Raw genomic sequence first — 20,573 nt, forward strand, 5'->3', positions numbered from 1 at the left:
TACAGAAAGAGAAATGACAGCCTTGCCTGGAGACATGCCCCATGTTTTTCGAAATCCCTGACCGTCTGTTGCCGGGACGTCCGAGTCCGCTGGGTGCCACGTACGACGGGCAGGGCGTCAACTTCGCCGTCTTTTCGGCGAGCGCGGAAAAAATCGAGCTCTGCATCTTCGATGCAGCCGGCCGCAAGGAAGTGGCACGCCTGCCGCTGCCCGATTGCACCGACGAGATCTGGCACGGCTACCTGCCCGAGGCCGCGCCCGGCTTGCTGTACGGCTATCGCGCCTACGGTCCTTACGATCCGCAGCGCGGCTACCGTTTCAACCACCACAAGCTGCTGCTCGACCCGTATGCGCGCCTGATGTCGGGCCCGCTGCGCTGGTCGGATGCGCTGTTCGGCTACCGCCTTGGATCGCCGCGCGGCGACCTCAGCTTCGACCGGCGCGACAGCGCGCAAGCAATGCCCAAGTCGGTCGTGGTGGAAGACCTGTTCAACTGGGGAGGCGACCAGCGTCCCTACGTGCCGTGGTCGAAGACAGTCATCTACGAGGCGCATGTGCGCGGTATTTCCATCCTGCGCGACGACCTGCGCCCGGATTTGCGCGGCACCTTCGCTGCGCTGGCCAATCCGCGCTTCATCGATCACCTGCTCAAGCTGGGCGTGACCACGCTGGAACTCATGCCGGTGAACGCCTTCCTGCAGGACCGCTTCCTGCTGGAAAAGGGGCTGCGCAACTACTGGGGCTACAGTCCGCTTTCCTTCTTTGCGCCGGAGCCGGGGTATCTGTCCAGCGGCGCTCTGAACGACATGCGGCTTGCTGTGCGGCGGCTGCATGCGGCAGGCATCGAAGTCATCCTCGACGTGGTGTACAACCACACGGGCAGCGGCAATGAAATGGGGCCGACGATCTGCTTTCGCGGCCTCGACAACGGAAGCTATTTCCGCCTGATGCCGGGCAATGAACGCTACTACATCAACGAAACCGGCTGCGGCAACACGCTGAACGTCTCCCATCCCCGCGTGCTGCAACTGGTCATGGATTCGCTGCGCTACTGGGCGGAGTCCTTCCATATCGACGGCTTCCGGTTCGACCTCGGGGCGACGCTGGGGCGGGAAGGAACAGGCTTCGATCCGGGGTCCGGTTTTTTCGACGCGATCCTGCAGGACCCGATGCTGTCGCGGCTGAAACTGATTTCAGAGCCGTGGGACATCGGCCCCGGCGGCTATCAGCTCGGCAACCACCCGCCGGGCTTTGCCGAATGGAACGACAAGTTCCGCGACGGCGTGCGCCGCTTCTGGCGCGGCGATCCGGGGCAGCGAGCGGATTTTGCCGCCCGCATCTCGGGCTCGGCGGACATGTTCAACCGCCGCCGCCGCAAGACTTGGGCTTCGATCAATTACGCCGCCTCGCACGATGGCTTCACGCTGCAGGACGTGGTCAGCTACAACGAAAAGCACAATGAAGCGAACGGCGAGAACAACAACGACGGGCACTCCGAGAATTACAGCAACAACTGGGGCGTGGAAGGGCCGACCGAAGATCCGGCTATCCTCGCGCTGCGCAAGCGCGTGCAGCGAGCCTTGCTCGCCACCGTTGCACTGGCGCAGGGAACGCCGATGCTGCTTGCCGGCGACGAGTTCGGCCGTTCCCAGCAGGGCAACAACAACGCCTACTGCCAGGACAATGCACTGTCATGGGTCGACTGGAATGCGGCGCAATCGCAAGAAGGCAGGTCGCTCACTGCCTATGTCGGCCGCCTGCTGACCGTGCGGCACAGTTTCGATGTCATGCAGTCGCAGCGATTCCTGCACGGCGATGAAGTCGGTGAAGGCATACGCGACCTTGCCTGGTTCGACGAGCGGGGCGAGGAATTGCCGCCGGATGCGTGGCAGAACCCGGAAGCAAGGGCGCTGGCCGTGCAGCGTGCGAGCGTGGATGATGACGGCAAGCTCGACGTCGTGCTGATGCTGGTCAACGGCGGACATGATGCGCTTGCATTCCGTTTCCCGCGGCCGGAGCGCCGCTGGCATTTGCTGGTGGACAGCAGCACGGACGAGACGGAGGTTCGCGCTGTTTCCGAGGACGAGATCGAGGTTCCCGGCCATAGCGTTCTGGTGCTTGCCAACCGGTTGCCGAAAGCGTTGCGGTAGAGGTATATACTCGGGCGATTCAATTTCTGGATGCCCCATGAAGCACATTGTCCAAGTCCCCGGTCCGGCCATTGTGAACCGTGCCGTCCACAGCATGGCCGTTATCGTGGTCATCCTGTTTGCCTTCCACTTTGCCCGGCTGTCGGGATTTGCGGCGGGCGCGTTAGCGATCGCAGTCCTTGTCGCATTGATCGCAGCCGGCTCGCTGACCCTGCGACGAACCATCTCGATCGATACGGAACAGCAACGGATCGCTACGACAGTCACGCTGTTTTCGATTCCCTTGCATGTGCGTACGGAAGCGCTTCCCGGCATGGCATGGGTAGGCGTGAGGAGCGATCTGCCCGACCTGGTGGTCGAAGTGGGCACGCCAGCGGATGAAGTCGTGGAGATCCAGCGCTTCAGGAACGCGTACGGTGCCCGGGAACGGGAAGTTTCGGAAACCTGTTCGGCGCTTGCGCGAGCACTTGGGTTGGAAGACAAAGGCCATGACGGCATCGCTGCGGCGGGACACATCCAAGGATAGGAGACAGACGCTATAGGCGGCTACGACCAGTCCTGAATGCGGTCCGTGCACAGCGGATTCAGGCCGCCAGGGCTTCCTTCTTCTCGGCCGGTTGACGGCTGCGCACGCGGCGGGAAAAGGCCGTCATGAATGCCGCATAGCTGTCGGACCCCGGCGCCAGGCCGAAACGGCGCGCCTTTACTGCTCCGGATTCGATGGTGTCATCAAGATCGTAGGCGAGATCGCCCAGTGCCCAGGCGTTGTCGTCACGATGCATAAATCTCATTCTCATGTTGCTTCCTTGTTACGCTTGATTGATAGCAGGTAAGCGCACGGCTCCCTTGGAATGACTCTAGCGCCGCGCCGGTTGCAGGCTCAAGGCTTGAATTGATTCGTAACAAGTGTTGCGACTTGGAACAACCAGATACGCAACGTGTAGGTGCAGGCGAACGCGCGCAGCATCCGGAGGAGCTGTTCGGGAACGACTGGTTCGAGCGGGAAGGAGGTGCGGAGGGAGACAGCGGAGAGTTGACTGCGGGTTGCAGGCGGCATGGATGCCGCCTTATGCTTCCCGCACTGTCATGCTATTAATACAACCATGTCAGTGCGCCGCGCGGACCACGGTCCAGCTCGCGCATGCGGCGCTCAAGGTCGAAGCAGTCGGTCGATTCGGCCAGGTAGGCTTCCTCATTTTCGCGACGGCCTTCTTCCATGCTACGGGTCAGTGCATTGCCGATTTGTTCAAGCGCCGCATGGGTAGTCGCGGCGATTCCGTGGCCTGCTGCACGCATGGCGGTAACCAGGGCATTCGGCATGTGGAGAGTTGCGGTTGACATTTTCTTGTCCTCTTAAGTGATGCATGGGTCATGCATTCACAGTATAGGGAGGGGCATACTTGCTGGATACTTTCGATCGGGAATGAGAGATATGGCTTTTGTGAATTTGTGCGAAAGCGCCAATAACCAGCATTTAATTGCCGAGAAGGCAGAATCCGCTGACACCAAGCGTTACCGTACCGCCGTCCATGGCCGCATGCTGGCCGCGCACCATTTCCGCTGAACCGAATCCCGCAACTTTCTTCGCGATACCGTCCATGTTGAAGATGCAAGTCATCCTGCGTTCCTCGTGGACGCGGGCGAAGGCCAGGACGCCGTCCGGTGCGTCGATCAATTCGATGCTGCCATGATTGAGTTCGACACGTTCCTTGCGCAGCGCGATCATGCCGCGCGCAAAGTGCAGCATCGATCCGCTGTCGGTCTCCTGGCTTTCCACGCTCAATGCGCCATGCGTGGAATCAACGGGCAACCATGGCTCGGCCGTACTGAATCCGCCATGCGCCGCATCTTTCCACGGCATCGGCGTGCGGCAGCCGTCGCGGCCCTTGAACTTGGGCCAGAACGAAATGCCGAACGGATCCTGCAGGCGTTCGAAAGGCACATCGGCCTGCGGCAGAGCAAGTTCCTCGCCTTGATACAGGCAGATATCGCCCCGCATGCAGAGCAGCATCGCGAAATGCGCCTTGGCGGTATCGGCCGGATCGCGGCCCTGCAGCCAACGCGTGGCGACACGCGGTTTGTCGTGGTTGCTCATGGCGTAGCACGCCGAACTGGAAGGATGGATGTGCTCTTCCAGCGTCGCAATCACATTGCGCACATAGGCGGCACTGTAATCCGGACGCATCAGCGCAAAGCTGTAGGCGGAATGCAGCCGTCCCGGTTGCGTGTACTGCCCCATCAGCTTCAACGGATCGACGCCGCCGACCTCCGCCAGGCTGAACGCACCGTAGGCATCGAGCAGCGTGCGGATACGTTCCAGGAAGGGAAGCATTTCGGGACGGCCCTGGTCGTACAGGTGTACCTGGAAACCATACGGATGCAATGCATCGCCGGTATTCTCGCGCGGCGGATTGTTGCGCAGTGACAGATCCTGGAAGATATGGTTGCAGGCGTCGAAGCGGAAGCCGGAGACGCCCATGTCAAGCCAGAAATCCATTTCTTCCAGCACCGCATCCTGCACGGCAGGATGGTGCATGTTGAGGTCGGGCTGGCTGGAGAGGAAGGAGTGGAAGTAGTACTGCCGCCGCTCCGCATCCCAGCGCCATGCCGGGCCGCCGAAGACGGAAACCCAGTTGTTCGGCGGACTGCCGTCCGGTTTCGGGTCTGCCCACAGGTACCAGTCCGACTTGCCGTTCTCGCGTGCGCGGCTTTGCTTGAACCAGCCGTGTTCCTCCGAGGTGTGGGAGATCACCATGTCGACGATCACGCCGAGGCCGAGCGACTTCGCGCGCCGCATCAGGCTCCTGAAATCGTCCATGGTGCCGAAGATGGGATCGACTGCGCGGTAGTCGGACACGTCGTAGCCGAAATCCTTCATCGGCGACTTGAAGAACGGGCTGATCCAGATGGCGTCGACGCCGAGACTCTTGATGTAAGGGAGCTTTTGCTCGATCCCTGCGAGGTCGCCGATGCCGTCATTGTTCGCATCGCTGAAGCTGCGCGGGTATACCTGGTAAATGATCATTGCCTGCCTCACAAAACATTGCTGCCCGCCGACGCACGCTCGGGCGCGGGCAGGACACGAGATTTCCGCCATGCAGAATCTTCCCCTGCAATATCTGTTGCTAAAGGGAATTGTGCAATGTCGTAGAGGCAAAACCAGGGCGATTTGTTCCTCATCCGCAACTGATTTCGCCCTTGCATGGTGTCTCTTGCAATGGTCTCGCTGCAAGATTGCGATTTCTGAATGTCTTTTCGCGAACAAAGTCTCGTCTTGCCTGCTCTATTGAAAATGATTGGCGCAGCCGGAGTCCTGCCCGCCTGCGTGCAACTTTCGCAACCAAAGCAATTCGAACGACGACAATGCGACCAGCGAAGCCCTTCCTTCCGAGGATCTACTACCTCGATCCACGACTCCTCCGCGATACGTCAGAACTGGACCAGCTGCTTGAGCGCTGCGCGGAACTGGGCTTCGACCATGTGATGGTTCCTTCTGTGAGCGATGCCGGCGTGCTGGCGAAGGCATGCGCGGGAAGGAAGCTGAAGCTTCTGCTCGACATTGATGTGCGGTCGACGGGAGAGGACGCCGTATTGGCGGAGCAGCATCCCGACTGGTTCGAGCAGGGTGCATCGCTGGACGATCTTCCCGATCCGCGGCGGCCTGCGCGCCGGCCGGGCATGCGCAGGTTGAAAATCGCCGATGCGGATATCGCCGCCCAGGTAGCCGCGCATTGGCGCGAGAAGCTGCTCGCCGCGATTCGTGCGGGCGTTGCCGGGTTTCGCTGCATGGGACTCGCGGAGATTTCCGCTGCCCTCTGGAAAGGGATGCTGGACGAGGTGCGGGCAGCGCATCCGCAGGTACGTTTCCTTGCATGGACACCGGGATGCACACCCATGCAGCTCGAAGCGCTGGCCGGCTGTCCCTTCGACGCCACCTTCTCGTCGGGCGCGTGGTGGGATTTCCGATCCCGCTGGCTGGCTGACGAACAGGCGCGGCTGGGACGGATCGCTCCGCCGATCGCATTTCCCGACAGCCCGGACGAACCGGTTGTGGGACGCCTCACCGGCAACGAGGAAGTTGCCGTGCGGCGCAAGGTATTCCTGCGCGCACTGGGGCTGGCCACAGCGGCAGGAAACGGCTTGCTGGTGACGATGGGATTTGAGTACGGGGCCTCTGGGATTACGACACCGCTCGGCGGACGTCCCGGCTGGGACGAGATGCGCGCGCATGCACCCTTCGATCTTTCCGCCGAAATCGCGCAGGCAAACAGCTTCATCGCCACCGGCGGCACTGCGTTCTACGGCAATCCGTTCCGCCTCATCAGCAGTCCGAACGCCGGTGTCGCCATGCTCCTGCGCGACGCAAACGCTGCGCCGAACGCGCCGCGCTCGGCCTTGCTGGTAGCAGCCAACGCCGACACATCGCGCACCTGTTCGATCACCGAGAACCAGTTGCTGGAACGCGCCGGCGGATACATCCGCCACAGCCGCGTCTGGCCGGATGGCGAGGACGCGCTCGATATGGACAGGCCGATCGCACTCGAAGCCGGCGACTTCCAGATGTATGCCGTGCACAAGCCGCCGCCGGTCCTCATGCCGCCGCCGCGCGGCAAGCAGGCGGTGAGCGCGGCGGCCAAGTCCCCGCGCATCGCGATTGAAGCGGTATCGCCCTCCGTCGACGGCGGCAAGTTCCCCGTCAAGCGGACGGTAGGAGAATCGGTAAGCATCGAAGCCGACGTCTTCACGGACGGTCACGACAAGCTGGCGGTCGCGGCCTTGTGGCGGACCGCCGACGAGGCGGAGTGGCACGAAATGCGCATGCACCCGCTCGGCAATGATCGCTGGGCGGCGTCGCTGCCGCTCACCCGCATCGGCCGTTACCTGTTTGCCGTGGAGGCGTGGCGCGACGTCTTTTCCACCTACCGCGACGAACTGGAAAAGAAAACGACCGCCGGCCTGAACGTTGCGGTCGAACTGGAAGAAGGCCGCCTGCTGGTCGAGGCAGCGCAGGCATACGCGCAGGAAAATGGCATCGAGGATGCGGCAAACTGCCTGAAGGCATTCACGAAATCGCTGAAGGTCACGCGCGACAAGGCGAAGGCTGCGGCGCGCGATGCCGAACGCATCGCCGCCTTGCTGTCCGAGCCGATGCTGGAAGCGATGCGCGCCGCCGATGCGAGGCCGTTCGCGGTACGCAGCGAGCCGGTGATGCGCATCGATGTCGAACGGACGGCCGCGCGGTTCTCCAGCTGGTACGAGCTGTTTCCGCGTTCGCAGAGCGGCGATCCGGCGCGCCACGGCACCTTTGCGGATGTCGAGAAGCGCCTGCCGGCGATCCAGGCGATGGGCTTCGATACCTTGTACTTCACGCCTATCCATCCGATCGGCCGGAAGCACCGCAAGGGACGCAACAATAGCCTGACCGCGGAGGCAGGCGACCCCGGCAGCCCGTATGCGATCGGCGCGGAGGAGGGCGGCCACGATGCCGTGCATCCGCAGCTTGGCACGATCGAGGATTTTCGTCACTTGCGCGACGAGGCAGCGCGGCACGGGCTCGAACTGGCGCTGGATTTCGCCATCCAGTGCTCGCCCGACCATCCCTGGCTGAAGGAGCGTCCGGACTGGTTCTCATGGCGGCCGGACGGGACGATCCGCTATGCGGAAAACCCGCCGAAGAAATACCAGGACATCGTCAACGTCGACTTCTACGCGGACGGTGCCGTGCCCGACCTGTGGATTGCACTGCGCGACGTGGTCCTGTTCTGGGTGAAGGAGGGCGTGCGCGTGTTCCGGGTCGACAATCCGCACACCAAGACACTCCCTTTCTGGGAATGGATGATCGCCGACATCCGCGGCCGTTATCCGGACACCATCTTCCTGTCGGAGGCCTTTACCCGGCCGAAGATGATGTACCGGCTTGCCAAGATCGGCTATTCGCAGTCCTACACCTACTTCACCTGGCGCCACACGAAGCAGGAATTCATCGACTACATGACGGAGCTGACCCAGACGCCGGTGAAGGAATACTTCCGGCCGCATTTCTTCGTCAACACGCCGGACATCAATCCGTATTTCCTGCAACGCTCCGGCCGGCCGGGATTCCTGATCCGCGCCGCGCTGGCGACCATGCTTTCCGGGCTGTGGGGCATGTACAGCGGTTTCGAGCTGTGCGAGGGAACGCCGGTGCCGGGCAAGGAAGAATACCTGGACTCGGAAAAATACGAGATCAAGGCCTGGGACTGGAACCGTCCCGGCAACATCATCCAGGCAATCACCCAGCTCAACCGCATCCGGGGCGAGAACCCGGCGCTGCAGACGCACCTGAATATCCGTTTCCTGCCTGCATCCGACGACAACATCCTGTTCTTCGTGAAGTCGACGATGCCGCACGAAGACGGATCGCGCTGCGGAGACAACGTGGTGTTCGTGGCGATCAACCTTGACCCCTTCGCCGCGCATGACACGACACTCGAAGTGCCGCTCTGGGAATTCGGCCTGCCGGACGAAGGCGCGCTGGAACTGGACGACCTCGTCAACAACAGCCATTCGACCTGGCATGGAAAGCACCAGCACCTGCGGCTGGATCCCTATGTTTGCCCCTATGCCATCTGGCGCGTTCGACAGAAGTGAGTTTTCAACATGGACATGAGTACGGACCGTCGCAGGACAGCACGCCGCGCACAAGGCTCTCCCGCGGCCACCCCCGAGCAGACCTTCAGCGAAGCACCATCCTGGTACAAGGACGCGGTGATTTACCAGGTGCACGTCAAGTCGTTCTACGACACCAACAATGACGGCATCGGCGATTTCGCGGGCCTGATCGAGAAACTCGATTACATCGCAGAACTCGGCGTCAATACCATCTGGCTGCTGCCGTTCTATCCGTCGCCGCGCCGCGATGACGGCTACGACATCGCGGAATACCGCGGCGTGCATCCGGATTACGGCACGATGGCCGATGCCAAACGCTTCATCGCCGAAGCGCACAAGCGCGGCTTGCGCATCATCACCGAGCTGGTCGTCAACCATACCTCCGACCAGCATCCATGGTTCCAGCGCGCGCGCAAGGCCAGGCCCGGTTCCAAGGCGCGCGACTTCTATGTATGGTCGGACAACGACAGTGCCTACAACGGCACGCGCATCATCTTCTGCGACACCGAAAAGTCGAACTGGACCTGGGACCCGGTGGCCAACGCCTTCTTCTGGCACCGCTTCTACTCGCACCAGCCCGACCTCAATTTCGACAATCCGCAGGTGCTCAAGGCCGTGCTGGGGGTGATGAAGTACTGGCTGGACCTCGGCGTCGACGGCTTGCGGCTGGATGCCGTCCCCTACCTGATCGAGCGCGAGGGCACCACCAACGAAAACCTGCCCGAGACCCACGCGATCCTCAAGCGCATCCGCGCCGAAGTCGATCGCAGCTATCCGGGCCGCATGCTGCTGGCCGAGGCCAACATGTGGCCGGAGGACGTGCTGCCTTACTTCGGCAGCAATGACGAGTGCCACATGGCCTTCCATTTTCCGCTGATGCCGCGCATGTACATGGCGCTGGCACAGGAAGACCGCTTCCCGATTGCCGACATCCTGCGGCAGACGCCGGAAATTCCCGGAGCCTGCCAGTGGGCGATCTTCCTGCGCAACCATGACGAGCTGACGCTGGAAATGGTGACCGACAAGGAGCGCGATTACCTCTGGAATTACTACGCGTCCGAGAAGCGCGCCCGCATCAACCTCGGCATCCGCCGCCGTCTTGCGCCGCTGCTGGAACGCGACAGGCGCCGCACCGAACTGCTCAACAGCTTCCTGCTGTCCATGCCGGGCACGCCGGTAATCTATTACGGCGACGAGATCGGCATGGGCGACAACATCCACCTTGGCGACCGCGATGGCGTGCGTACGCCGATGCAGTGGACCTCGGACCGAAACGGCGGCTTTTCGCGTGCCGACCCGGCCCGGCTCGTGCTGCCGCCGATCATGGATCCGCTGTACGGTTTCCAGGCGGTCAACGTCGAGGCGCAGATCGCCGACCCGTATTCGATGCTCAACTGGATGCGCCGCATGCTGTCCGTGCGCAAGCAGCATTGCGCATTCAGCCGTGGCACGTTTACGCTGCTGTATCCCGTCAACCGGCGCATCCTGACCTACCTGCGCGAGTACGATTGCGACGGCGAAACCGAGACCATCCTGTGCGTGGCCAACGTGTCCCGCTCGGCGCAGGCGGTCGAGCTCGACCTGTCTACCTATGCGGGGAGGGTGCCCATCGAAATGCTTGGGGGCTCGGCCTTCCCGCCGATCGGCAAGCTGCCCTACCTGCTGACCCTGCCGCCTTACGGGTTCTACTGGTTCCTGCTGGCACCCGAAACCCGGCTGCCGCCGTGGCACATCCCGGCGCCGGAACCGCTGCCCGAGCTCGCAACGCTGGTCCTGCGCAACGGCATTGCGGAAGTGCTGGAAGCACCGCGTCGCAACATCCTCGAAAACGAGGCATTGCCGGTCTACCTGTCCAAACGCCGCTGGTATGCGGCCAAGCATGAAAAGCTGAAATCGGTCCGGATCGCGACGACGACCTTGCTGCCCGGTTCCACCGCACGGCCGCATGTGATGCCGGCCATGCTGGCGGAGATCGAGACCGTGACGCCGGGCGGAACCGACCGCTACCTGCTGCCGCTCGGCTATATCCGCGAGGAAGACATCGTCACCGCGATGCCGCAGCAACTGGCGCTCGCCCGTGCCCGCCGCGGCCGGTTCGTGGGCCTGCTGACGGATGCCTTCGTGCTCGATTCCTTCTCCTTCGTCATCATCGAGCAGTTGCGTGCCAGGGTTAAGCTGCCTTCGGACGACGGAGAAGTGCATTTCATTCCAACCGCTTGCATCGACGGCGTGGAGCTTAGCGCAGAGCCGCCGATCCGCAGGCTGTCGACCGAGCAGTCGAATACGTCGCTGATCATTGAAGACAAGCTGGTGATGAAGGTCATTCGCCGCCTGCTGCCGGGCGTGCATCCGGAAGCGGAAATGGGACGCTACCTTACTGCTCTCGGCTATGCGAATGCGCCGCGCATGTACGGCGAGGTAGCACGCATCGCAAGCGACGGCACGCGCTATTCCATGATCATGGTGCTCCAGTTCATCCACAACCAGGGCGACGCCTGGCAGTGGACGCTGGATACGCTCGCACGATGGATACAGCAGGTCGCGTTCCCCGAATCGGCCACCTCGACCGAGACCTCGCAGGAGATTGCGCATCCGCAGGACGAGTTGCTCAGCCTGGCTGCCAATCTCGGCAAACGTCTCGGGGAGATGCACACCGTACTGGCCACGCCGACTGACGATCCGGGTTTTGCGCCGGAACCCGCAACGGCCGACGATGCGGAAGCGTGGGCGGCGGGCGCGAAGAAACAGCTGGAAGCGGCGTTTACCGACCTCCAGGCAAAGACCGAGTGGAGCAACGAGGCCGAAGCACAGCGCGCTGCACGCCTCATCGGCCAGCGCGAGCGGCTGCTCGAAAGACTGGACGCACTCGCCGCCGCCGGCGTCGGAACCTTGCGCACCCGTATCCACGGGGACTTCCATCTCGGCCAGGTATTGGTGGCGCAGGGGGATGTATACATCGTCGATTTCGAAGGAGAACCCGCCAAGGCGCTCGCGGCAAGGCGCGAAAAGTCGAGTCCCCTGCGCGATGTGGCGGGCCTGCTGCGTTCGTTCGATTACGCCGCGGCATTTGCCAGCAGTGCAGGACCGACCGACCTCGACGAGACGGGGGAACTGCGCAAGCAGGAAATCATCCGCAAGTTCGCACCCAACTGCCAGGCAGCCTTCCTGGCGGCCTATCGGGAGGCTGCTTATACGGGGGCGTACCGTGTTTCTCCGGAAGCCGAGGCCAGCCTGCTCCAGCTCTTCGTGCTCGAAAAGGCCGGCTACGAAGTCTGCTACGAGGCGGCGAACCGGCCTGCCTGGATTCCCGTGCCGATGAACGGCCTGGCCAAGATCGCCGAGGAATTGTTGAGCGTTTCTGAAGGAGAACCCTCGAATGGTTGAGCATACCGAGGACCTGACCGGCGTCGACCAGAGGACGATCGACGCCGTCCTCCATGGGCATCTGACGGACCCGTTCGGCCTGTTCGGGCCGCACAGCGCGGGCGACCGCGTCGTGATACGCAGCTTCCAGCCGGGCGCGCTGGCGGTCGATGTCGTGACGCGCGAACCTGGCGACGATGCGGCGGGAAAGCTGCTGGAGTCGCTTTACAACGTCAACCAGAGCGGACTGTTCGTGAGCGGCACGCCGACGCTCGCCCGCGGCCAGGATTACCTGCTGCGCATCACCTGGCCGACCGCATCCGGCGGCGAGCATGTGCAGTTCACGGAGGATCCGTACCGCTTTGGCCTGCTGCTGGGCGATCTCGACATGCATCTGCTGCGCGAGGGAACGCATCGCGAGCTCGGACGCTGCCTGGGTGCGAACCCGATGGCAATCGACGGCGTGGCCGGCACGCGTTTTGCGGTATGGGCGCCGAATGCGCGCCGGGTATCGGTGGTCGGCGACTTCAACCTGTGGGACGGGCGGCGGCACCCGATGCGCTTGCGCATCGAGGCGGGCGTGTGGGAACTGTTCATTCCCCGCCTGCGCAGCGGCGCGCGCTACCAGTACGAAATCCTCGGCGTGGACGGCAATGTCCTGCCGCTCAAGACGGACCCGGTCGCCCGCGCGACGGAAATGCCGCCCTCGACGGTGTCGGTGGTGCCGTCCGACATGCCGTTCCGCTGGACTGACAATGCCTGGATGGCAAGCCGTGCGCAGCGGCAAGGCCACGCCGCGCCGATGGCCGTCTATGAAGTCCATCCGGGATCATGGCTACGCATCCTTGAGGAGGACAACCGCAGCCTGAACTGGCATGAGCTGGGCGACCGGCTGATTCCGTATGTGCGCGATATGGGATTCACGCATGTCGAATTCCTGCCGATCATGGAGCATCCTTTCGGCGGATCCTGGGGTTACCAGCCGCTGGGCTTGTTCGCGCCGACCGCGCGCTTCGGCTCCCCGTCGGGCTTCGCCTCGTTCGTCGACCGCTGCCATGCCGAAGGGATCGGCGTGATCCTCGACTGGGTGCCCGCGCATTTTCCGTCCGACCCGCACGGGCTGGTGCGCTTCGACGGCACCGCGCTGTACGAGCACCAGGACCCGCGCGAGGGTTATCACCAGGACTGGAACACCCTCATCTACAACCTCGGCCGCAACGAGGTGTGTTCCTTCCTCATCGCGAGCGCGCTGGAATGGCTGGAGCATTACCACGTGGACGGCCTGCGCGTCGATGCGGTGGCGTCGATGCTGTACCGCGACTACAGCCGCAAGGCAGGCGAATGGGTGCCCAATGTGTACGGCGGGCGCGAGAACCTGGAGGCTGTCGCCTTCCTGCGCAACCTCAACCAGGTGATCGCGCAACGCTGTTCCGGCGCGCTGATGATCGCCGAGGAATCGACTGCCTGGCCCGGCGTATCGACGCCGGTGGAGGATGGCGGCCTCGGCTTCACCCACAAGTGGAACATGGGCTGGATGCACGACACGCTGCGTTACATGAGCACCGATCCGCTGTACCGCATGCACCACCACCATGACATGACCTTCGGCCTGATCTACGCGTTTTCGGAAAAGTTCGTCCTGCCGATTTCGCATGACGAGGTAGTGCACGGCAAGGGTTCGCTGCTCAACAAGATGCCCGGCGACGGCTGGCAGAAGATGGCCAACCTGCGTGCCTACCTTGCATTCATGTGGACGCATCCCGGCAAGAAGCTGCTCTTCATGGGATGCGAGATTGCCCAGCCGACAGAATGGAACCACGATAGCTCGCCCGACTGGAGCCTTCTAGACAACCCGGCGCATCGCGGCGTGCAGCGGCTGTTGCGCGACCTGAACCGGCTGTATGCATCCCATCCCGCGCTCCACAGGCGCGACTACAGCCCGGAAGGCTTTGCCTGGGTGATTGGGGACGATGCCGCCAACAGCGTCTTTTCCTTCCTGAGGAAAGGCGAGGAGGGCGACAGGCCGGTGATGGTGGTGCTGAACATGACGCCCGTGCCGCGCGAGGGCTACCGGATCGGTGTGCCGGAGGCGGGGGAGTGGGTGGAAGTGTTGAATAGCGATGCGTCGGTGTATGGGGGGAGCGGCATGGGAAATGGCGAGCGGATCGACTCGGAGGATGTGGCGTCACATGGCATGGCGCAGTCTGTTTCGTTGCGGCTGCCTCCGCTGGGGGCATTGGTCTTGATACCTGCACGGTGAGGTGCGGGAAAAAAATCTCCCCTCTCCCGCGGGCGGGAGAAGGGACGGGGATGAGGGGGCTCGCCAAGACTTCATGCGGCTTTGCGACCTCCTTCACCCCCAACCCCTCTTCCGCCTGCGGGAGAGGGGCGTCCGGTCAACGCGTGGACATTGCATGGCGACTCTGAACCTGCCACTCCCGCCAGTCCAGTCGGGAGCGTCTTACCCCTTGGGCGCCACATACGATGGCGACGGGACCAATTTCGCCGTCTTTTCCGCGAATGCCGCGAAGATCGAACTCTGCTTCTTCGATCCAACCGGACGCCATGAAATCGCGCGCGTACCCATGCCCCACTGCACGAATGAAGTGTGGCATGGCTATGTGCCCGGCGTGCATCCCGGCACGCTCTACGGTTACCGCGCCTACGGCCCTTACCAGCCGGAGATCGGCCACCGTTTCAACCCCAACAAGCTGCTGCTCGATCCGTACGCGCGCCAGCTCCACGGCCATGTGCGCTGGGCCGACAGCCTGTACGGCTACCGCATCAACTCCCCGCGCACCGACCTGTCCTTCGACCATCGCGACAGCGCGGCGTCGATGCCGAAATGCATCGTGACGGAATCCTCGTTCAACTGGCACGGGGACAAGCCGCCCCGGGTGCCGTGGGAAAAGACGGTGATTTACGAGACCCATGTGCGCGGCCTGACCATGCGTCTCGACAAGGTGTCCGAGGCCGAGCGCGGCACCTTCGCCGGGCTGGCCAATCCCTGGGTGATCGACTATCTCGTCCGCCTCGGCGTGACCGCCGTCGAACTGTTGCCGGTGCATGCCATCCTGGACGACCGCCGCCTGGTCAACAACGGCCTCCTCAATTACTGGGGCTACAACACCTTGTCCTTCTTCGCGCCGGAACCGCGCTACCTGTCCACCGGCAGCCCCGACGAGATGCGGCGGGCAATCCGGCTGCTGCATTCCGCCGGCATCGAAATCATCCTCGACGTGGTCTACAACCATACCTGCGAGGAAAGCGAGCTGGGACCGACGCTGTGCTTCCGCGGGTTGGACAATGCGAGCTACTACCGGCTCAACCGCGACTATCCGCGCCACCACATCAACGACACCGGCTGCGGCAATACCGTGAACATGACGCATCCGCGTGTGATCCAGATGGTGATGGACTCGCTGCGCTACTGGGTGCAGGAATTCCATGTCGACGGTTTCCGCTTCGACCTTGGCGCGACGCTGGGCCGCGAAAACTACGGCTTCGATCCAGGATCGGGCTTTTTCGATTCGCTGCTGCAGGACCCGGTGCTGGCGCGGGTCAAGCTGATTTCCGAACCGTGGGACGTCGGCCCCGGCGGCTACCAGGTCGGCAACCATCCGCCGGGCATCGCGGAATGGAACGACCGCTTCCGCGACGACGTGCGCCGCTTCTGGCGCGGCGACGCCGCACTGCGCGGCGCCGTCGCCAGCCGCCTGATGGGCTCGGCCGACATGTTCAACCATCGCCGGCGGCGCTCCTGGTCGTCGGTCAATTTCGTTACCGCGCACGACGGCTTCACCCTGCATGACCTCGTCAGCTACAGCCGCAAGCACAACGAGGCCAATCGCGAGGACAACCGCGACGGCGCAGACGAAAACCGCAGCGCGAACTGGGGCGTGGAAGGGCCGACCGACAATCCCGCGATCCGGGTGAAGCGCGAACGGATCAAGCGCGCGATGCTGATGACGCTGCTGTTCTCGCACGGCACGCCGATGCTGCTGGGCGGCGACGAGTTCGGCCGCACGCAGCAGGGCAACAACAATCCGTATTGCCAGGACACGGAAATTTCCTGGTTCGACTGGAGTCTCATCGATACGGAAGAGGGCAGGACGCTGCTCGACTTTACCCGCCGCTGCATTGCCGCACGGCGCATCGTGCCGCGCCTGCGCAGCACCCGCTTCCTCGCGTCGAACCTGCGCACGCTGCACCGCATTCCGGAAATAAGCTGGTTCGACGAGACCGGCGTTGAAATGACGCAGGAGCGCTGGCACTTCAGCGAAGGGCGGCTGCTGGCGCTGCGCCGCATCGGCCAGGAACTGCGCGCGGGAAAGCTGTCCGCATCCCTGCTGTTGCTCAACGCCTCTTCAAAGGATGGCGAATTCATCCTGCCAAAGCCGGACCTGCCGTGGCAGGTCGCACTCGACGCGGCCGATGCGTCGGTCGACAACAACCGCATGCCGGACGAGGGCAGGCTCACCGTTTCCGCACACAGTGCGGTTTTGCTTGTAACCGACAATGTCATCATTTAATCCATCCTTCGGCGCGCGCCTGCTCGCCCCGGACCGTACCCTGTTCCGCCTGTGGGCGCCGGGCAGGGAAGACGTCAGGGTCGAAATCGAAGGCTTGCCGCCGGTTGCCATGCGCCGCCTGGAGGGCGGCTGGTTCGAGGCGGAAGCGGCGTGCGGGGCCGGCGCGCGATACAAGTTCCGCGTGTCGCCGGACCTTGCCGTGCCCGATCCCGCTTCCCGTGCGCAGGCGGGCGATGTCCATGACGCGAGCATCGTCTGCGACCCGAATGCCTACCAGTGGAAACGCAAGGACTGGGCCGGGCGTCCGTGGCACGAGACGGTGTTGGTCGAATTGCATGCCGGCGCGCTCGGCGGCTTCGAGGGCGTGATGAACCGGCTGCCGGCCTTGGCCGATATCGGCATCACGGCAATCGAACTGATGCCGGTTGCGGATTTTCCCGGACCGCGCAACTGGGGGTATGACGGCGTGTTGCCGTACGCGCCCGATGCCGCCTACGGCACGCCGGAGCAGTTGAAGGCGCTCGTCGATGCGGCGCACGGGCTGGACATGATGGTCTTCCTCGATGTCGTCTGCAACCACTTCGGGCCGGACGGCAATTACCTCGGCGCCTACGCCCCCGATTTCTTCCGGAATGACATCCAGACGCCGTGGGGGCAGGCGATCGATTTCCGCCAGCAGCCGGTGCGCGATTTCTTTACCGAAAACGCCATTTACTGGCTGCAGGAGTTCCGCTTCGACGGCCTGCGCTTCGATGCCGTGCATGCGATCAGCGAGAAGGACTGGCTGGTGGAAATGGCGCAGCGCGTGCGTGCCGCCATGCCGGCAGGACGGCATGTGCACCTGGTGCTGGAGAACGACGACAATGGCGCAAGCCTGCTGGCGCGTTCGCCATCCCGCCTGTTCGACGCACAGTGGAACGACGACATGCACCACATCCTGCATGTCATGCTGACGGGCGAGCGCGAGGGGTATTACGGCGGCTATGCCAGCCAGGGGGCGGAAAAACTCGCACGCGGTCTGGCCGAAGGCTTCATTTACCAGGGCGAGACATCGTTGTATCCCGGCGGTGCGCCGCGCGGGGAACCGAGCGCCCACCTGCCGCCGACGTCCTTCGTGTTCTTCCTGCAGAACCATGACCAGGTCGGCAATCGCGCCTTCGGGGAGCGGCTGTCGACGCTCGCGGATCCGCATGCATTGCGCGCGGCCATGGCGCTGCAACTGCTGTCGCCGCAGATCCCGCTGCTGTTCATGGGCGAGGAATTCGGCGCGGCACAGCCTTTCCTGTATTTCACCAGTCACCTGACGCCGGAACTGGCCGATGCGGTGCGCAACGGACGGCGCCAGGAGTTCGCCCGCTTCTCCGCGTTTTCCGATCCGGCGCAGCGCGAACGGATTCCCGATCCGAATGACAAGCAGACATTCCTGCAATCGATCCCGCAAGCCGATCCCGCGCTTGGCCCGGCTTTCAGCGACTGGGTCAAGTCCGTGCTGGCGATCCGCCATACCCATGTCACGCCGCGCCTCGAAGGTGCCAGCGCGCTGGGGACCGAAATCCTCGGCCCCGCCTCCGTCAGGGCGCGCTGGCAAATGGGGGACGGCATGGTCCTGATGCTGGCTATCAATCTCGGCGCGGACCCGGTACCCATCGCCTACGACCGGCTGACCGACGGGCAGGGCGGCTTGCTGCTTTTTGCAACCGAAGGCGTGGAGGAATCCATCATCCGTCATTCCCTTCCCGGTCCCGCCTTCCTCGCAGTCCTGGAGTCTTCCGCATGAACGATGAACAAATACTGAAACTGGCGCAGGCAGCAGGCCTGGCCCATGAATGGACGAGTGCCTTCGGCAAGCCGATGCGCGTCGAAACCGAAGATTTGCGCCGCATCCTGGAGTGCCTGGGTTTTCCCTGCGCGGGCGACGAGCAATGCAGGGATAGCCTTGCGCGCCTGGCGGCGCTGGAGGGCGGCGAAAGCTTGCCGCCGCTGGTCACCGGCGTGGCCGGCCGTCCGCTGCATTTGCCGGCGGCGACGCGGCTTGCAGGCCTAGCGTGGCGCATCGAACTCGAAGACGGCAAGGAACTGAGCGGCCGGTTTCCTGCCGATACTTCACGCGGCGTCGAGCTTCCGGCCATCGACCACTACGGCTACCACCAGCTCCACGCCGGGGATACGGTGACGACCCTCGCCATCGCGCCGCCCAAATGTTTCGGCATCGCCGATGCGCTGGACGGCACCGGCGCTTCGCCGCGCCTGTGGGGGCTCGGCGTGCAGCTCTACGCATTGCGCCGCACCGGCGACGGCGGTATCGGCGACTTCACCGCGCTGTCGACGCTCGCACGTGCTGCTGCGGGCCAGGGGGCTTCCGCGCTCGCGATCAGCCCAGTCCATGCGATGTTCAGCGCGAACGTCAACCGCTTCAGCCCGTACGGCCCGTCCAGCCGGCTCTTCCTGAATGCCCTGCATATCGATCCGGCGGCGGTGCTGGGGCAGGATGCATTCAATGCCGAACTTGCGGCGCTGGGAAATGACGCGCCGGCCAGGTACGAAGCCATGGAAAGAGCGGATCTGATCGACTGGCCGGGTTCCGCGCAATTGCGGCTGGCACTGTTGCGCCGCCTTCATGCGCGTCTGCAGGCGGCAGGCGGCAGCAGCGACTTCGATGCTTTCGTCCGGCAGGGGGGAGACGCCCTGCGTGACCATGCCCGTTTCGAGGCGCTGCACGCGTGGCAGCTGGCCAACGGGGAAAGCGGGTACTGGAAAGAATGGCCCGAAGGCCTGCGCGATCCACGCGGGGCTGCTGTCGGGGAGTTCGCCCGGCATCACGCGGCCGAGGTCGCGTTCCATCTCTTCCTCCAATGGCAGGCGGCGCGCGGCCTGGGCGGTGCGCAGCAGGCTGCGCGGGACGCCGGCATGGCGATCGGGCTGATCACCGACCTGGCGGTGGGCGCGGACAACGGCGGCAGCCAGGCCTGGAGCCGGCAGGCGGAGATCATCAACGGACTTTCCGTGGGCGCGCCGCCCGATGTACTCAATACGCGCGGCCAGAGCTGGGGACTCGGCGCCTTCTCGCCGCATGCGATGAAGGCGAAGGGTTTCGGCGCCTATATCGAAATGCTGCGCGCCATCTTTGCCTGCGCCGGCGGCGCGCGCATCGACCATGTGCTCGGCCTGAACCGGTTGTGGCTGGTGCCGGACGGGGACTCGCCGCTGCACGGCGCCTACCTGCAATACCCGGTACACGACCTCCTGCGCCTGATTGCGCTCGAATCCTGGCGCAACCGCGCCATCGTCATCGGCGAAGACCTTGGCACTGTGCCGCAGGGCTACGACGTCCTCCTGGCCGAGGCGGGACTGCTCGGCATTCGCGTGCTCCTGTTCCAGCAGCACGACGGCCGCTTCTTCCGCCCGGACGAATGGCCCGCGCATGCGATCGCCACGACGACCACCCACGACCTGCCGACCATCGCCGGCTGGTGGCGGGGGCGCGACGTCGACTGGCGCACGCGGCTCGACCTGCTCATGCCCGGCCAGACCGAGCGCGACGCGCGGCACGACCGCACGCGCGAGCGCGCTTCCATGTGGCAGGCCTTGTCGGATGCGGGCTGCGCGGCGGGCGGCGCCCAGCCTGCCGAGGATGCTGTCCCCGTCGTCGATGCCGCAGCGTCCTTCATCGCGTCGACGCCGGCCCCCCTCGCAATGCTGCCGATCGAAGATGCGCTTGGTTTGCCGGAGCAGCCGAACCTGCCCGGCACCATCGACTCGCATCCGAACTGGCGCCGCCGGCTGCTGCAACCGGTCGAGTCGGTGCTCGACGAACCGGCAGTGCGCAACCGCCTGGCGGCAATGAACCGAACGCGTTCCGAAAAAGGAAACCGCTGAC

General features: G+C 63.9%; 11 protein-coding genes. 8 read left to right on the top strand and 3 right to left on the bottom strand.

The window, feature by feature from the left end; translation table 11 throughout:
* Positions 1-41 precede the first annotated feature (41 nt).
* Both glgX (AC3WOY_RS25290) and AC3WOY_RS25295 read left to right on the top strand, forming a co-directional pair.
* The gene (gene glgX / locus AC3WOY_RS25290; RefSeq protein ID WP_492428870.1) at positions 42-2,150 is read left to right on the top strand and encodes a glycogen debranching protein GlgX; all 2,109 of its coding nucleotides are present in this window, start codon (positions 42-44) and stop codon (positions 2,148-2,150) included.
* A 37-nt stretch (positions 2,151-2,187) separates the two neighbouring features.
* Positions 2,188-2,676 carry a hypothetical protein gene (locus AC3WOY_RS25295; RefSeq protein ID WP_492428872.1) on the top strand — a complete coding sequence of 163 codons (489 nt, stop codon included), beginning with the start codon at positions 2,188-2,190 and terminating at the stop codon, positions 2,674-2,676.
* Positions 2,677-2,734: 58 nt separating this feature from the next.
* Here the strand turns inward: AC3WOY_RS25295 and AC3WOY_RS25300 are convergent, their stop codons facing one another.
* From AC3WOY_RS25300 to AC3WOY_RS25310, 3 genes are all read right to left on the bottom strand, one after another.
* Complete coding sequence (locus AC3WOY_RS25300; protein WP_492428874.1) at positions 2,735-2,947, bottom strand: hypothetical protein; 213 nt, start codon at positions 2,945-2,947, stop codon at positions 2,735-2,737.
* Between the two features lie 295 nt (positions 2,948-3,242).
* On the bottom strand, positions 3,243-3,491 hold the full coding sequence (locus tag AC3WOY_RS25305; protein WP_492428876.1) for a DUF3563 family protein: 249 nt from the start codon (positions 3,489-3,491) through the stop codon (positions 3,243-3,245).
* A 133-nt stretch (positions 3,492-3,624) separates the two neighbouring features.
* Complete coding sequence (locus tag AC3WOY_RS25310; RefSeq protein WP_492428878.1) at positions 3,625-5,175, bottom strand: alpha-glucosidase; 1,551 nt, start codon at positions 5,173-5,175, stop codon at positions 3,625-3,627.
* Between the two features lie 338 nt (positions 5,176-5,513).
* Here AC3WOY_RS25310 and AC3WOY_RS25315 point away from each other — a divergent pair, with 338 nt between their 5' ends.
* The 6 genes from AC3WOY_RS25315 (at position 5,514) to malQ (ending at position 20,572) form a co-directional block, all read left to right on the top strand.
* On the top strand, positions 5,514-8,780 hold the full coding sequence (locus tag AC3WOY_RS25315; RefSeq protein WP_492428880.1) for an alpha-1,4-glucan--maltose-1-phosphate maltosyltransferase: 3,267 nt from the start codon (positions 5,514-5,516) through the stop codon (positions 8,778-8,780).
* Between the two features lie 9 nt (positions 8,781-8,789).
* Positions 8,790-12,185, top strand: a complete 3,396-nt coding sequence (gene treS, locus AC3WOY_RS25320; RefSeq protein WP_492428882.1) for a maltose alpha-D-glucosyltransferase — start codon at positions 8,790-8,792, stop codon at positions 12,183-12,185.
* The gene (gene glgB, locus AC3WOY_RS25325) at positions 12,178-14,424 is read left to right on the top strand and encodes a 1,4-alpha-glucan branching protein GlgB (RefSeq protein WP_492428884.1); all 2,247 of its coding nucleotides are present in this window, start codon (positions 12,178-12,180) and stop codon (positions 14,422-14,424) included. The genes treS and glgB overlap by 8 nt, the downstream gene beginning before the upstream one ends.
* Positions 14,425-14,578: 154 nt before the next feature.
* On the top strand, positions 14,579-16,696 hold the full coding sequence (gene glgX / locus AC3WOY_RS25330) for a glycogen debranching protein GlgX (RefSeq protein ID WP_492428886.1): 2,118 nt from the start codon (positions 14,579-14,581) through the stop codon (positions 16,694-16,696).
* Entirely contained in the window at positions 16,683-18,473 is a 1,791-nt protein-coding gene (gene treZ, locus AC3WOY_RS25335) for a malto-oligosyltrehalose trehalohydrolase (protein WP_492428888.1), read from the top strand. Before glgX (AC3WOY_RS25330) ends, treZ begins: the two co-directional genes overlap by 14 nt.
* On the top strand, positions 18,470-20,572 hold the full coding sequence (malQ, locus tag AC3WOY_RS25340; RefSeq protein ID WP_492428890.1) for a 4-alpha-glucanotransferase: 2,103 nt from the start codon (positions 18,470-18,472) through the stop codon (positions 20,570-20,572). Before treZ ends, malQ begins: the two co-directional genes overlap by 4 nt.
* The last annotated feature ends 1 nt before the right edge of the window (position 20,573 follow it).

The sequence above is a fragment of the Noviherbaspirillum sp. FW303-A3 genome, assembly GCF_058788695.1.